Annotated in this window: 9 protein-coding genes, 1 tRNA gene and 1 other RNA gene; 3 read left to right on the top strand and 8 right to left on the bottom strand. The window is 61.1% G+C overall.

Features of this window, described 5'->3' with window-relative positions; genetic code table 11:
* Positions 1–123: 123 nt before the first annotated feature.
* Together ACQRAJ_RS04105 and ACQRAJ_RS04100 are read right to left on the bottom strand one after the other, a co-directional pair.
* Positions 124–2,151, bottom strand: a complete 2,028-nt coding sequence (locus ACQRAJ_RS04105) for a KUP/HAK/KT family potassium transporter (RefSeq protein WP_427727659.1) — start codon at positions 2,149–2,151, stop codon at positions 124–126.
* Positions 2,152–2,309: 158 nt separating this feature from the next.
* Positions 2,310–3,179, bottom strand: a complete 870-nt coding sequence (locus tag ACQRAJ_RS04100) for a nitroreductase family protein (protein WP_427747795.1) — start codon at positions 3,177–3,179, stop codon at positions 2,310–2,312.
* Positions 3,180–3,392: 213 nt separating this feature from the next.
* Here ACQRAJ_RS04100 and ACQRAJ_RS04095 point away from each other — a divergent pair, with 213 nt between their 5' ends.
* Positions 3,393–5,693 (top strand): LTA synthase family protein, encoded by a 2,301-nt coding sequence (locus ACQRAJ_RS04095; protein WP_427747794.1) that lies wholly within the window; start codon positions 3,393–3,395, stop codon positions 5,691–5,693.
* A gap of 313 nt (positions 5,694–6,006) precedes the next feature.
* Here the strand turns inward: ACQRAJ_RS04095 and bilS are convergent, their stop codons facing one another.
* The 5 genes from bilS to tadA all read right to left on the bottom strand — a co-directional run bounded on the left by bilS (position 6,007) and on the right by tadA (position 12,809).
* Positions 6,007–6,558 carry a flavodoxin family protein BilS gene (bilS, locus tag ACQRAJ_RS04090; RefSeq protein WP_427747793.1) on the bottom strand — a complete coding sequence of 184 codons (552 nt, stop codon included), beginning with the start codon at positions 6,556–6,558 and terminating at the stop codon, positions 6,007–6,009.
* 110 nt (positions 6,559–6,668) lie between these two features.
* Positions 6,669–8,528 carry an ABC transporter ATP-binding protein gene (locus ACQRAJ_RS04085; protein ID WP_427747792.1) on the bottom strand — a complete coding sequence of 620 codons (1,860 nt, stop codon included), beginning with the start codon at positions 8,526–8,528 and terminating at the stop codon, positions 6,669–6,671.
* The gene (locus ACQRAJ_RS04080; protein WP_427747791.1) at positions 8,529–10,412 is read right to left on the bottom strand and encodes an ABC transporter ATP-binding protein; all 1,884 of its coding nucleotides are present in this window, start codon (positions 10,410–10,412) and stop codon (positions 8,529–8,531) included.
* A gap of 342 nt (positions 10,413–10,754) precedes the next feature.
* Positions 10,755–10,850, bottom strand: an RNA gene (ffs, locus tag ACQRAJ_RS04075) — signal recognition particle sRNA small type.
* Positions 10,851–11,027: 177 nt separating this feature from the next.
* A complete protein-coding gene (tadA, locus tag ACQRAJ_RS04070) occupies positions 11,028–12,809 on the bottom strand; it encodes a tRNA adenosine(34) deaminase TadA (RefSeq protein ID WP_427747790.1) in 1,782 nt (593 codons plus the stop codon).
* Between the two features lie 51 nt (positions 12,810–12,860).
* Between tadA and ACQRAJ_RS04065 the strand changes: the two genes are divergently transcribed.
* A tRNA-Ser gene (locus ACQRAJ_RS04065) sits at positions 12,861–12,950 on the top strand.
* A gap of 2 nt (positions 12,951–12,952) precedes the next feature.
* On the opposite strand, the gene ACQRAJ_RS04060 is transcribed toward ACQRAJ_RS04065, so the two are convergent.
* Positions 12,953–13,537: a TetR/AcrR family transcriptional regulator gene (locus ACQRAJ_RS04060; RefSeq protein WP_427747789.1), complete on the bottom strand. Its 585-nt coding sequence runs from the start codon at positions 13,535–13,537 to the stop codon at positions 12,953–12,955.
* Between the two features lie 211 nt (positions 13,538–13,748).
* Between ACQRAJ_RS04060 and ACQRAJ_RS04055 the strand changes: the two genes are divergently transcribed.
* A complete protein-coding gene (locus ACQRAJ_RS04055; protein ID WP_154517837.1) occupies positions 13,749–14,303 on the top strand; it encodes a LemA family protein in 555 nt (184 codons plus the stop codon).
* The last annotated feature ends 443 nt before the right edge of the window (positions 14,304–14,746 follow it).

Below are 14,746 nucleotides of genomic sequence, written 5' to 3'. Positions count from 1 at the left end.
TCCCTTGTGGTGGTTCCAAGTGTATAGCCTTTGCAGTCTGCGGTCGTTAGACAAACAGCATGTGCGCGAGCAGGGCGCACACTCCTGTCCATCGAAGACCAACTCCATGCAACCGGTCGGCGACTACGGGCGCTCGTTGGGGGCCAGGCGCTGCATCTTGTTCACAGCCTTGAACTTGGTGAACAGCGGCACATACTCAAAGCTCACGTTGGAGTTCTCCAGGCCATACCAGCGCGCCGGCGTACCGGCAAAGCGGCGGATGATGTACTTGAGCGTGATGGCCGTGCGCTCGCTCGGCTCCACGTCACTCTCGGGCGCCAGGAGCTTGCGGATCATGACGAACTTAAACGTGCCGATGTTGCCCGGATCCTTGTAGACCGAGTAGTCATGCATCTGCGGCGGCAGCTCGCCAGTGGCGGCCAGATCCTGAACAACCTGGCGCAGGTAGGCGTTCACGCGCTGGTTAACCTTGTAGCCCAGGTACAGATGCACGCGGAAAACATAGTCGGTGCCAAACGTCTCGACCGAATAGGCAAAGGTATGCGGTTCGTCCATGGTCTCGACGTTCACGAACCACCAGGCGCGGGCGCGCTTGGGATGCTTGTCCAGAATCGAGTAGACGATATCGCGGTCGATGTAGTCGGTATTGGTGTCCTTGGTCAGGTACACGATGTTGTCGCTCATAAGCTCATAGCGATCGTCGTCGCGCAGGCGCTTGAGCTGCGGCAGATAGCTGCGCAGCGGCAGCAGCGTAAACTGACGCCGCTCGACCGCCGTGCCGTTGTACCAGCACAGCATAACGCCCATGATGAGCATGGCCATAAGAATAGTGAAATAGCCACCGTGGAAAAATTTGGTGAGCGAACTCACAAAGAAGAAGCCCTCGAGCAAAAGGAAGAACGCAACGAAGATATACGGGACGACCTTAAGGCCGCGATCAACATGCAGGTAGAAGAAGAGCAGCACCGTCGTGCACATCATGGTCAGGGTGATCGCCAAGCCGTAGGCGGCCTCCATGTGCGCCGAGCTCTGGAACAGCAGCACCACGATGACGCAGCCCACAAGCATGACGTTGTTGACCATGGGAATATAGAGCTGGCCCTTGGTCTCGGCAGGATAGAAGACCTGCATGTGCGGCATGAGGTCCAGGCGGCTGGCCTCGGACACCAACGAGAAAGCGCCGGTGATGAGCGCCTGCGAGGCAATGATGGCCGCGACGGTGGAAAGGCCGACGGCAAAGGGACGCAGGCCCGGGGTGAGCATCTGGTAGAAGGGGTTGAGGTCGGCGATACCCATGAGCTCCGGGTTGCTGGCGTTGTTGATAAGCCACGCGCCCTGGCCCATGTAGGACAGCAGCAAGCAGCACTTAACGAACGGCCAGGTTGCGTAGATGTTGCCACGGCCCACGTGGCCCATGTCGGAGTAGAGCGCCTCGGCACCGGTGGTGGCGAGGAAGCAGCTGCCCAGAATCATGATGCCCGCATGGTTGTTGGGGCTCAACAAAAAGGCGATGCCGCGCACCGGGTTGAGGCACAGCAGCACGGCGGGGTGCTGGAAGACAAAGAACAGACCCGTGCCGCCCAGGAACAGGAACCACAGCGTCATGATGGGGCCAAAGGCGTGGCCGATCTTGGCCGTGCCGATGCGCTGCACCAAGAAGAGCGCAATGATGATGGCAAGCGTGATGGCCACGACGCGGGCCTGATCGTCGCCCAGCACGGCATGGACTGCCGGAATGGTGCGCAGGCCTTCGATAGCCGTAGTCACGGTAACGGCAGGCGTGAGGATGCCATCGGCGAGCAGTGCCGCGCCGCCCAGCATGGCGGGGATGATGAGCCATTTGCCGCAGCGCTTAACCAAGCTGTACAGAGCAAAGATGCCACCCTCGCCATGGTTGTCGGCGCGCAGCGAGATGAGCACGTACTTGACGGTCGTCAGCAGCGTGACCGTCCACACGACAAGAGAGAGTGCGCCGAGCACGAACTCCTCCGTGACGCTTCCGATGCCGCCGTTGCCGGCAACGAGCGCCTTGGTTACATACATGGGGCTGGTGCCGATATCGCCATACACCACGCCCAGCGTGACGAGCATCGCCGAGATGCTCACAGGAATCGCAGCGTGCGAGGCTGCCTCCTTGGCCTTTTGTTCCATAAGCCGGTTTCCTCCCAACTTTAACGTTCGAGGGGATTATAGATAATCGTCCCATGTTTTAATGCACTGTTTTCCCAGCTAGATAAACATTTATACGGCCTTTAGGCCACCGCAGCGATATGGAATGTGACAAAGGGACTGTCCCTTTGTCACATTCGTCATTTTCCGAGCCAGTTTTTGAACCACCACTCCATGGATCGGCTCATCTCGGCCATAAAGGGGCTCGTGTGCTTGCGGGTGTAGATATCCACGACGCGCTCCCCCACCTCGCGGGCATGCGGACGGAACATCGCGTCCATCTCGGCCACCTGCGCATCCATGGTCGCGGCATCGGCGCGCCGATAGCGCTCCTCGTGCACCAGGTTCACCACGGGATGCGCAATCGCCGGGCGCTCCTTGCGGGGCGTGCCGATGATGAGCATCGACAGCGGCATGGTATAGGGCGGCAAGTCCAGCAGCGCAGCAACTTCCTCGGCGTTCTCGACGACATCGCCGATATAGCAGCTCCCCAGCCCCAGGGACTCGGCGGCGACCACGGCGTTTTGGGCAGCGATCACGGCATCCTGCACCGCGATGGCAAAGTCGCCTAAACCCGGCGCGCGGCGGGGCGCCTTGCCCGTGCGCTCGACAAACTCGGGCTCAAAGCAACCCACGTGCTCAAACAGATCGATCCACTTGGCATAGTCGACCACAAATATAAGTGCCCAGGGCGCCTTGGCGATCATGGGCTGGTGGTCGCACAGGTCGGCCAGGCGATCGAGCGTTGTCTGCTCGCGGATACTCACGATGGAATACATCATCATGGCGCCTGCCGACGGCGCGCGGCTCGCCGCATGCAGAATCGCCGCCCGCTGCTCGTCGGTCACCGCTACGGGACGGTCGTTGTCATCGCGCGCAAAAGCGCGCGTGGACGAACGGTGCTCCAACGTGTCCAGCACCGCGTTGCCCGTGGTCTCGACCGGATAGCCGCCCGCGCCCATGCCAGCGCCCACGTCGCCCGCACTCGTCATACAAACCTGCTCGTTCATCGCCTTAACCTCGCCATTTCTTTAAGAAGCCTTTACGTTTCCGTGTAATTCCCGTCCATTATCGCGCAGGTCGCCACTACATTGCGCCACACCGCCACACATGCGCGCTAATATGGCTGGTTGTTGTGCGCAGCCACCAATCGCAGCGCATATCTTGGTAACAATCGGGTAAACCCCCGCTTTCGTAGTTTTAAGTTTGTGAGGAGTCTCAGCATGTTCGCAGCCGCCATCTCGCTCGTCGGTCTTGCGGCGACCGTCTTCCTTGTCTTGCGCGAGGCCAAGGCCATTCGCGCGCAGTCGGGCACCGTTGCCAAGGGCGCTCTTGGATGGAGCGTCGCCTTCGGTCTGTTCCAGGTCTTTTTGACCATTTGGGGCGCCATGGGCCTCGTCGCCCAAAACGAGCCGCTCGCCTTTGTGATGCTCATCCTGACCAACGCCATCCTCACCGGCTGCGCCTGGGCCAGCATCGCACGCGACCGCATCGCCCCGCGCGTCTTTGCGTTCGCCGCGCCCGACGCCCCCGCCCCCACCGGCAAGCTCGCCCGTCTGCGCGGAGCCTTTGTGGGCAAACCGCTCGTCGCCGCCGTGCTGTGCCTGCTGCTCGCCGGCGTCTTTGCGCTGCTGGGCATGGAGGTCTCGTCCAACCACGACTTTACCTGGGTCTACCCCCTGTGCATACTGCTCGAGTGGGCCATCATCACCACGCTCATGGTCGGCCTGTTCTTCCTGTTCCAGCGCCGCGGCGCAGCTCCCGCCGCCCTGGCCTTCGCCCTCTTTATCCTGGGCATTGCCGAGTTCTTCGTCATCACGTTTAAATCCATGCCCATCCAGCCGGGCGACCTTTCGGCCATCTCCACCGCCGCCGCGGTCGCCGGCAACGGCTACACCTACTCGATCTCGCTGTTCTGCGTGCTGTCCATGGGCTTTACCGCCATCGCCATGCTGCTATGCGAGTACGCCGGCCTGGTAGCACCGCACCGTCAGAAGGGTGCCGCCAACGCCAAGCGCATGCTGCTCACCAACCTGCTCGTGGCGGTGCTGTGCCTGGGCGGCGTGACCGCGCATGTCACGCTTATCGACTACTACAACACCCTCGGCATCACCGTCTACACCTGGCGCCCGCTCGAGAGCTACTGGCGCGAGGGTTATCTTCCTGCCTTTATTAGTGCGGCACAGTCCATCAAGCCGCCCAAACCCGCCAACTACTCCGCCGACGACGCCAAGGCAACGCTCAAAAAGTATGCCAAGGCCTATGACAAGTCCGATGCCGCCACAAGCGACGCCCGTACCGCCGCCCAAGAGCAGTTCGATAGCGAGAAGCCCACGGTCATCGCCATTATGAACGAGACCTTCTCGGATCTTTCGATCTATCAGGAGATGCACGCCGGCTACGAGGGCCCGCAGTACTTTAAGAACCTGTCCGACTGCCTCAGCCGCGGCAAGCTCTACGTGAGCGCCTACGGCGGCGGCACCGCCAATACCGAGTTTGAGTTTATGACCGGCAACTCCATGGCCAACCTGGGCTCGGGCGTGTACCCCTACACCATCTACAACATGGAAACGACCGGAAACCTGGCAGAGCAGTTCAAGTCGCTCGGATATTCCACAACGGCCATGCACCCCAACCACGCAACCAACTGGAACCGTGAGAACGTCTACAAGGACTTTGGCTTTGACCAGTTCCTGTCTATCAACGACTTCCAGGGAGCCGACACCTTGCGCGGCATGGTGACCGACCAGGCAACCTACGACAAAATCCTTGAGCTGCTCAACCAGAACGCCGACCCGCAGTTCATCTTTGACGTGACCATGCAGAACCACTCGGGCTACGATACGGGCCTGCTGCCGGCAGATAAGCAGATGCACCTGAACATCGACACGACCGATCTGGACGCCAAGACCATCGAGGACGGCACACTCTCCGATGTCGACGAGTACGTCTCGTGCATCGAGCAGTCCGACCAGGCGCTGCGCTACTTCCTCAATGCCCTGCGCAATCTTGACCGCAAGGTGGTCGTGGTGTTCTGGGGCGACCATCAGCCGTTCTTCCCGTCCAAGTTCAACGATAAGTGGTTTACCGGCGAGGACGACGCTACGCATCAGGAGCGCCTGTGGCAGACCGACTACATCATCTGGGCCAACTACGACGTTGCCGGCTGCGACCAGACAAGCGAGGTCGACGACCTGTCCACCAACTACCTGTCCACCCAGCTGATGCAGCTGATCGGCGCACCACTGACCGACTACCAGAAAGCGCACATGACGCTGCGCAAGTCGCTGCCCGCCATCAACTCGGTGGGCTACGAGGACGCTAGCCTGCGCTGGGCGCTCTCCTCCAACGTCACCGGCGAAGACACCGTCGCCGCAGCGGCCACCAAGGCGCGCGAGGATTACGCCAAGATGCAGTACTACGAGATGTTCCGCGACGGCAAGAACGTGTACACCGAACACCTCCAGACCGAGGCCAACGAGACCGACCCCAACCTGGCGCCGGGTACGACCAAGATCAAGTAGCGGGGATCAAGTAACGGGGTCGGGGGCCCGAATCGGCGGCAGGCGGAGGTACGGGAAAGGTCTGCTGCTCAAACAGTCCTGCGCAAGACGGGGGCCACATTAAGTGGCCCCCTTTGCGTGCGGAACTCGCGACAGACCTTTCCCGTGCCTTCGCCTGCCGCCGCCCCTCACCCGTTGCGGGTTGAGTGGGCTGAAGAGAAACTGCGCTCGCCAAACGCTTGCCACGGTTGCACCCGCGAGTGTCAAGAAAAAAGCCTCGAGGATTTCGAGGCTTTCGCTTCTGTATTATTTCGCACGCGCGGCAGCGATAGACCTACTCGCCCAGCACGGCCTTCTTGGCGGCTGCCGCCATGTTGTCCAGATCTTCCTTGGTCGGATGGTCCTTCGCGGCAACCCAGTTGTCGAGCAGCAACTTAGCGCGGGCGTTGTCGGGATCTTGCTCGAGCATGGCCTCGTAGTGCTGCTTGACCGCAGGGCCCATCTTGCCCTGGCACATCGCCCAGCCAACAAGCTCGGCATCATTGGCCAAATTGGAGGTCACGCGATCGATAATCTGCTGATAATAGCTCTGGTCGGCGCCAAAACCGCAGGTGCCAAACAAAAAGACGCGCTTGCCGTGCAAGGTGGAGAGCAACGCCGCGACCGAAGGCGCGCACGCGCCCTTGTCACACCAAAAACCGACGAGCACCGTGTCGGCCGCGCAGGCGCCCTGCGCCTCGAGCGCAACCTGATCTGCATCCGCATCGTCGCTCAACGCCGCGGCATGGACAAACTCAACACCCGCAGCCTGCAGAGCACGCTTGATCGCGCCCGAAACCATCCTGGTATTACCGCTCTTGCTGTTAACCACCAAAGAGCACGTCATAGTCACGTTGCCTCGTTTCCCCCAAAACTAAAGCCACTAATGCAATTTATTAGATGAATATCTTAGTACCAACGTGACAGATGTAAACCACCTGCCGCTAATCGGTGCCCCTACTGGGCAAACTGGCTGCGGTAAAGATCGGCATAGAAGCCGTCTGCCGCCAGCAGCTCGTCGTGTGTGCCGCGCTCGATAATCTCGCCGTCGCGCATCACCAGAATGCAGTCGGCGTTGCGAATGGTGCTCAGGCGGTGCGCCACCACAAAGCTTGTGCGACCGGCCATGAGCTCGTCGAATGCCGCCTGTACCTGCAGCTCGGTGCGGGTATCGATGCTCGAGGTCGCCTCGTCCAGCAGCAAGATCGCCGGATCGGTGAGCATGACGCGCGCGATGCACAGCAGCTGTTTTTGACCCTGGCTAAACGTGCCGCCGTCCTCGCCAATCACCGTGTCGTAGCCCTGCGGCAGCTGCACGATAAACTTGTGCGCATGCGCGCGCTTGGCAGCTTCGATAACCTGCTCGCGCGTGGCATCGGGACAGCCGTAGGCGATGTTATCTGCCACCGTGCCCTCGAACAGCCATGTATCCTGCAACACCATGCCAAAGGCACGGCGCAGGCTTGCGCGCGTGTAGTCACGCGAGGAACGGCCATCGACCGCAATGCGGCCGGCATCGATATCATAAAAACGCAGCAGCAAATTGATGAGCGTTGTCTTGCCACAGCCCGTAGGGCCGACCAGGGCAAAGCGCATGCCGGGCTTGGCCTCGATGCAGATATCCTGCAGCAGCTTGCGGTCGGACACGTAGCTAAAGTCCACATGCTCAAAGGCGACCTCGCCCTGCGGTGCGGCAAGCTCTACAGCGTCCGACGCGTCGGGCTCCTGCTCGCGCGCATCGAGCAGCGCAAACATGCGGCGCGCCGAGGCATACGCCGTCTGGATCTGCGTAATGACGTTGGTGACCTCGTTGAACGGCTTGGTGTACTGGTTAGCATAGGACAGAAAGATCTGCACGCCGCCCACCGTAAGCGCCGCCGGCACGCCCGTGATCACGCCCACGCAGCCGATCACAGCGACCACGGCATAGATGATGTTATTGATAAAGCGCGTGCCGGGGTTGGAGAGCGAACCCATAAACTGCGCGCGCTCGCCCGCGGTGTAGAGCTCGGCATTGAGGGCATCGAAGCTCGCTTGCGCGTTGGAGCCATAGGCAAAGGCGTCGACAAGCTTCTGCTCGCCCACGTATTCCTCGATATGACCACCGAGCTGGCCTTGGATGCGCTGCTGTGCCGTAAAGCTTTTGTTGGAGAGCTTGGCAATAGCACCGGCTGCAAAAATGGAAAGCGGCGTGACGAGCACCACCACGAGCGTCATGGTCAGGTTGATGGAAAGCATAAACGCGAGCGTGCCCACGATGGTGATAACGCCGGTGAAAAGCTGGGTAAACCCCTGCAGCAGGCCATCGCCCACCTGATCGACGTCGTTAACCACGCGGCTCATGAGGTCGCCGTGGGCGTGGCTGTCGATAAAGCTGAGCGGCATGCGGCTGAGCTTGTCGCTCGCCTCCACGCGCATGTCGCGCACCGTCTCGTAGGACAGGCGGTTTACGCAGTAGCCCTGCAGCCACTGGAAAGCCGCAGCACCTACGACGACAATCGCGAGCTTGGTGACAAGCGGCAGCAGCGCGTCGAAATCCACCTGCCCGGCGGCGGCGATCAGGTCGATGCCCTCGCCGACGAGGATGGGCGTGTAGAGCTGCAAGATCACCGAAGCGGCGGCACTCACAAACGACGCTACAAACGAAATGCGGTGCGGACGAACATAGCCCAGCAGGCGGCGGGTCACCGCACCCACGGGATAGCGCTCGGGATCGCCGGGCTGGCGCGGACCGTCGCCCAGGTCGTTGAGGTTATCGTTGCCGGACACGTTGGCCGTCATCGTGGCGACCGAACCGGAGGAAGTGTAGGGATTCATTTAGCAGCCCTCCCTTGCGCAGACGGATGCGGGGGCGGTCGGGGCGCCTGGGACGGGCGCGGGGCTTGGAGCGGGCGTGGGCGCCGTACTCCCCTGCTGACCCTCGAGCTCCTCGCGGCGAAGTTGCGACTGGCAAATCTCTCGGTAGAGCTGGCAGCTTGCATACAGCTCATCGTGCGTGCCCAAGCCCGCGACCGAGCCGTGGTCGAGTACGCAAATCACGTCGGCGTCGCGCACGGTCGAGACGCGCTGGCTCACGATAATGGTCGTCAGCGGCAGCCCGCCCTCGGCGGTACCGCACACGCTTCGTTCGCGGATGGCGTGGCGAAGCGCTGCGTCGGTCTTAAAGTCAAGCGCCGAGGCGGAGTCATCCATGATCAGGATCTGCGGAGAGCCCACCAGGGCACGTGCGATGGTCAGGCGCTGACGCTGGCCACCGCTAAAGTTCTTGCCGCCCGCCTCGACCGGGGCATCGAGGCCCTGCGGCTTGTTGCGTACGAACTCGCTGGCCTGCGCCATATCGAGCGCCGCCCACAGCTCCTCGTCGGTTGCCGCCTCGTCGCGCCAGGTCAGGTTGCTGCGGATAGTGCCGCTCACCAGCGATGCACGTTGCGGAACGGTCGCAACCACACGGCGCAGCTGGTCGAGCGGCCAGGTGCGCACGTCGGCACCCATCACGCTCACGCTGCCGGCACTCGCATCGTACAGGCGCGGGATAAGCGAGACGAGCGTGGACTTGCCGCTGCCCGTGCCGCCGATAATGCCGAGCGTTTTGCCCGCCGGCAGCTCCAGGGTCACATCGTTGACGGCGTTGGCAGCGCCCGCGCCAAACGAAAAGCTCGCATGGCTCAAGCTCAGCGCGGGGACTGGAGCCGAGCCACCTGCCAGTTCGCTCGGCTTGGGCAGCGCGACCGGCTGGTTGCCCTCATCGGTGATGCTCGGCTCACAATTGAACACCTCGTTGATGCGCGACGCGCTGGCGCTCGCCTTGGTAAAGACCACGACCAGGTTGGCAACGTACACGATGGAGGTGAGCGTCTGCGTCATGTAGTTGACGAACGCCATAACCTGGCCCTGCGTAAGCTCGCCCACGTTGACCTGGATGCCGCCCACCCACAGGATGGCACACACGCCCAGGTTCATCATCAAAAACGTGACGGGGTTAAGAATCGACGAGAGCTTGCCTACCGCGATGGCAGTATGGGCCTGGTCGTCGGCGGCTTGGGCAAAGCGCTCACGCTCGTGATCTTCGCGCACAAAGGCGCGAACCACGCGGGCACCCGAAAGGCCCTCGCGGCAGATAAGCGCGATGCGGTCGAGCTTTGCCTGCAGCTGCTTGTAATACGGAATGCAGCGCGCCATGACAAACCAAAACACCAAGCCGATGGCGGGCGTGCAAATCAAAAAGATCACGCCGAGCTTAAGGTCGATGGCAAGGGCCGCGCACATAGAGCCCACCGCCAAAAAAGGCCAGCGAATGAGCATGCGCACGCCCAGCGCCACGGCAAGCTGCACCTGGTTGACATCGTTGGTGATGCGCGTGATGAGCGACGGCGTGCCAAAGCGATCGAGTTCGGCATAGCTCAGCTTATTGATGTGCTGGTAGAGTGCGCCGCGGATGTCGGTGCCCATGCCCTGCGAGGTGAGCGCCGCCATCTTTTGGCAGACGAGCGTAAACGAGATGCCGATCACAGCCATGGCGGCGAGCACCATACCGTAGTGGACGACGGCGTTGACATCGCGTGCGCCAATACCCTTATCGATCATCTGGGCAATCACGAGCGGCGTAAGTAGGTCAAAAATCACTTCGATCAACTTACACGCAGGGCCAATCACCATATACCGGCGAAACTTACCACCAAAACGCCTGAGCAGCTCAATCATAAAAAGGCGCTCCCTATCATCATCTCTCTTCAATCTGATTCATGATAGTACGGCGAGCCCTGGAGATGCGTAAGCAACTCGTTACAGATGTAAGGGCGACGGTCACTAGCGCCCAAGGCATGTAGCAGCCGATGTTTTGGCAACGCCAGCGAGCGCCGCAAGACACGGGATTCAATTCTTCAGATAAATGCGCCCTCTACGGGTGATTTTTGGACGAAGTGGTCCCGGTGCCGGCGGGCTGTTTGGTAGTCGAGCAATCCCGCAGGCAAAGCCGAGGACCAGCGAGACACCAAACAGCCCGCCGGCACCGGGACCACTTCGCGGCACCAAAAAGCGCCCGTGCGCTCGATGGATTCGGATGCCCGACAGAGGCTCCTTATGGCTGCTTCCTTCCGGACCTGACCAGATTCGGAACATGTCGTCATCCGAACCCATCGAACGCGCTTGGCGCTCGGTATATCTTACCCGCTCCCGCCCGCTACGGCAAGGTAGCTAATTTGGGACGGGGCCAAAAAGACTACTTTTGAGTTGCGGTGGAATAGTTCCTGTTTTACGGCCCAAGGCCAAAAACAGGAACTATTCCACCGCAACTTATTGAGACTTGCCTGGATAAACTTAAATACGGCCGAGGTCGTAGGCTCGAGCGGCTGCCTCGCCGGCACAGATGAGGTTGGTTGTGGCTTCCTGGGGGTCGAGCGCTTGGTCAAGGGGCATGGGCCTGCGGCAAACCGGCAGAACCAAGTCGATACCCTGTCCATACACCGCATCCAGGTTGTCGGCACGACCGCCCACGACGGCGACCACCGGCTTGCTATATCGCTTCGCACGACGGGCCACGCCCACCGGCGCCTTACCGGCGGCGGATTGCTCGTCCATATTGCCCTCGCCCGTTATGACCAGGTCGGCATCGCCCACGCACTCGTCAAACCCAATCAAATCGAGCACCGTCTCCACGCCCGAGCGCAGCTCCGCACCGAGCGCCAGCAGCGCGGCACCCAAGCCGCCGGCGGCACCGGCACCGGGCACACCAAGCACCGAGCCAAATGACCGTGCACCCTCGGGCGCGCGCAGAAGCTTCTGGGCTCGCATCTCGAAAATCGCCGCATCGAGCAGACGACCGTAGCCGACCATCCATCCGTCGTATTTGCCCAGGGCCTCGGCATCCCCCGTCGGCAGACCCTTCTGTCCACCGAACACCGCAAGCGCGCCGCGACGCCCCACGAGCGGATTCTCAACATCGGAAAGCACCACGATACGCACGCCATTCAGCGCCCAAAGCGCTGGCGCCAAATCGATACTCACCACGTGTTCGAGACCCGCAAGACCGGGGGCGACATCGCAGCCCTGATCATCGACCACGCGCGCGCCCAGCGCCTGCAGCATACCGGCGCCGCCATCGTTGGTAGCGCTGCCGCCCAAGCCAATATAGATAGTCTTTGCCCCAGCACGGACCGCGCGAAGCATGAGCTCGCCCACGCCATAGGTCGAAGCCGCGATCGCCGCCGATTCCGTGCAGGGCGAATACCCGATGCCCGCCGCCTCGGCCATCTCAACTACAGCCGACTCGTGCTCGCCGTCCACCAGCATCCGGGCAGACACGCGATCGCCCAAGGGCCCTGCAACCTCGCAGGTCAAAAGCTCGCCGCCGCGCGCGGCGACGGCGTCGAGCGTTCCCTCGCCACCATCTGCCAGCGGCAAAGCGCTCAGCTCGACATCGGGCCACACCTGGCACACGCCTTCGGCAACGGCCGCCTCCGCCTGCGCGCTCGAAACGCTGCCCTTAAAGGAATCGATCGCCAACAGCACACGGCGGGGCCGGCGGCACGCGACACCAAAATCGACCGCCTCAACGGCAATATCTTCGGCACACGTGAGTGCCTTGGCATGAGCGACATGCGCCTCAAGATCGGCCCCACAACCGCAGACAGCACCATCGGTGTCACGCAGCCCACTAAAATAGCTGCTCAGTACCCTGCGACACTCGTCTGCCAGCACGCCGGCGGTCACATTAAACCGATGGTTCAGGCGCGAATCGGCATTGAGGTCATACAGCGAGCCCACCGCGCCCGCCTTGGCATCGGCCGCGCCATACACGCAACGCCCCACGCGCGCGTTAACCATAAGCCCCGCGCACATGCAGCAGGGTTCGAGCGTCACGTAGACCGTACAATCGGAAAGGCGCCAACGCCCAAGCGTCTGAGCGGCGGCGCACAGGGCCAAAAACTCGGCATGTGCCGAAGGGTCCTGGTCGAGCTCACGGCGATTATGCGCCCTCGCGACAATCTCGCCCGCACGCACCACCACAGCACCAATCGGCACCTCGCCCACTGTCGCAGCGGCGCGCGCCTCCGCCAGCGCCTCGCGCATGAACTTCTCGTCGATTTCGGTGATCGTCATCGTTCGCCTTCCCTGTTGCAAATTCAAAACGATGCTATCATTACGACTCACGGAGAGATGGCAGAGCGGTTGAATGCGGCGGTCTTGAAAACCGTTGAGCGCGAGAGCGTTCCGGGGGTTCGAATCCCCCTCTCTCCGCCACCTTAGTGATTCACCGGCGTCATGGTGCGCTCAAACAGCGCATCGACCACGTCGGCCATCTCGGGTCGACGCTCAAGATCGTGGCCCGATTCCCACCAATTTGTGAACACTCGAATAATGCCACCGGCGATAAATTCCGATGTCGTCTCGAGCGAAACGGGCGCCAGGGCGTCTTCGGCAAGCGAGCTCATCACGCGCTCACGGATGGAATGCGCGATGCGGTCGCAAATCATGCCGGTCAGCATGCCCGACATGCTGCTCGCCAAAAGGTTATCCATGAGCTGCTCATGCGCCAGTACCATATTCATGGCATCGTCAAAGACCTCATGGCGAAGCGCCTGTACATCCACAAGCGGCTCCGCGTCCGCTGCGTCGGTCTGGTTTTGCGGCAAGCCCGTCATAAGCTCATCGATATAGAAGGCAAAATAATCGTTTTTATCGCGAAAATGCTTATAGAACGTCGTGCGGCGAATCAGGGCCCGGTCGCAAAGCATGGCAACCGTCAAATCCTCAAACCGATGCTCTTCCAAAAGCTCGGTAAAGGCGTCGAACAGGGCACGATAGGTTTTCTTGATGCGAAGGTCCATCCGTATCGCCATCCTCAAGGCGTAGACAGCATTCCGTAATTTGTCGCATATCTTACACCTGTACCAACCGTTCGATATTGGCGCCCCCTCCCTGGTTGAAACAAAACGCTTACCGGAAAGTTCGGCACCGCCAAAGGTTGCGGGTATACTAGATACGTTATACCAACAACGGCCGGCGCAAAACGCCGCTGCCATTCGAAACGGAGACATCATGCTTCCCCCCGTCATCATCGGTATCGTTGTTGTCGTTGTGATCGTCTGCGCCATCGCTGGCATCTACAACAACATGGTTACCAAGCGCAATCGCATCGATAACGCCTGGCAGAACATCGACACGCAGCTGCAGCGCCGCAACGACCTGATCCCCAACCTGGTCGAGACCGTCAAGGGCTACGCCAAGCACGAGCAGGACACGCTCGCCGCCGTGATCAACGCGCGCAACACCGCCGTAAGCGCCACCACCCCCGAGGCCAAAATGGAAGCCGACAACGTGCTGACCGGTGCACTGCGCCAGCTCTTTGCCGTGGCCGAGGCCTACCCCGACCTTAAGGCGAACACCAACTTTATGCAGCTCCAGGCTACGCTCGAGGACACCGAGAACAAGGTGAGCTACGCGCGCCAGAGCTACAACGACTGCGTGCTCAGCTACAACAACGCCATCCAGACGTTCCCGGCCGTTATCTTTGCCGGCATCTTCCAGTTTAAGGAGCGCCAGGGCTTCGAGGCCGCCGAAGCTGCCCGCCAGGCACCGACCGTCAAGTTCTAACAGATCCGCAGCGTATCCTTAATCGGGTATATGCATAAACCGTCCCGTCGAATGCATACTTCGGCGGGACGGTTGCTTTTTGCCCACAGGTACCCCAGAGGGCGGCGTGCAAATTTTGGAGTTTTCAGCATCCTGGAGCCCAAAGGAACAGGAATGGGCCCACAAAACCGCGTTGAAAACCCTGATTCTGAGCCCTCAGCACCTCAGGGATCACTCATTTTCTACAGGATGCGGCTCACGGCGCCTGACTTTCGCCCAAAATCCCGTATGCATGCGCACCCGGCTGCTGAAAACTCCCAAAAATGTACGCCCCGTCCCACCCCAGGCGAGCGGCAACCGGAAAACCGCGCACGCACCTCTTCCTGGCGCGCGGTTTTCCTACAGAACTGCGCGGGGTCACTAGGGCCAAGCTCCTTATGGAGCCCACACCCAGGCGCACTCCG

The organism is Collinsella sp. SGI.184, assembly GCF_050313415.1.
Taxonomy (GTDB): Bacteria; Actinomycetota; Coriobacteriia; order Coriobacteriales; family Coriobacteriaceae; genus Collinsella.
The sequence above is the reverse complement of the archived record's forward strand: the minus strand, read 5'-3'. Positions and strand labels throughout refer to the sequence as shown.

Bases quoted from the DNA above. Each gene is read 5' to 3' on its own strand.
- ACQRAJ_RS04105 (WP_427727659.1), bottom strand. From the start codon at position 2,151: ATGGAACAAAAGGCCAAGGAGGCAGCCTCGCACGCTGCGATTCCTGTG.
- ACQRAJ_RS04100 (WP_427747795.1), bottom strand. From the start codon at position 3,179: ATGAACGAGCAGGTTTGTATGACGAGTGCGGGCGACGTGGGCGCTGGC.
- ACQRAJ_RS04095 (WP_427747794.1), top strand. From the start codon at position 3,393: ATGTTCGCAGCCGCCATCTCGCTCGTCGGTCTTGCGGCGACCGTCTTC.
- bilS (WP_427747793.1), bottom strand. From the start codon at position 6,558: ATGACGTGCTCTTTGGTGGTTAACAGCAAGAGCGGTAATACCAGGATG.
- ACQRAJ_RS04085 (WP_427747792.1), bottom strand. From the start codon at position 8,528: ATGAATCCCTACACTTCCTCCGGTTCGGTCGCCACGATGACGGCCAAC.
- ACQRAJ_RS04080 (WP_427747791.1), bottom strand. From the start codon at position 10,412: ATGATTGAGCTGCTCAGGCGTTTTGGTGGTAAGTTTCGCCGGTATATG.
- tadA (WP_427747790.1), bottom strand. From the start codon at position 12,809: ATGACGATCACCGAAATCGACGAGAAGTTCATGCGCGAGGCGCTGGCG.
- ACQRAJ_RS04060 (WP_427747789.1), bottom strand. From the start codon at position 13,537: ATGGACCTTCGCATCAAGAAAACCTATCGTGCCCTGTTCGACGCCTTT.
- ACQRAJ_RS04055 (WP_154517837.1), top strand. From the start codon at position 13,749: ATGCTTCCCCCCGTCATCATCGGTATCGTTGTTGTCGTTGTGATCGTC.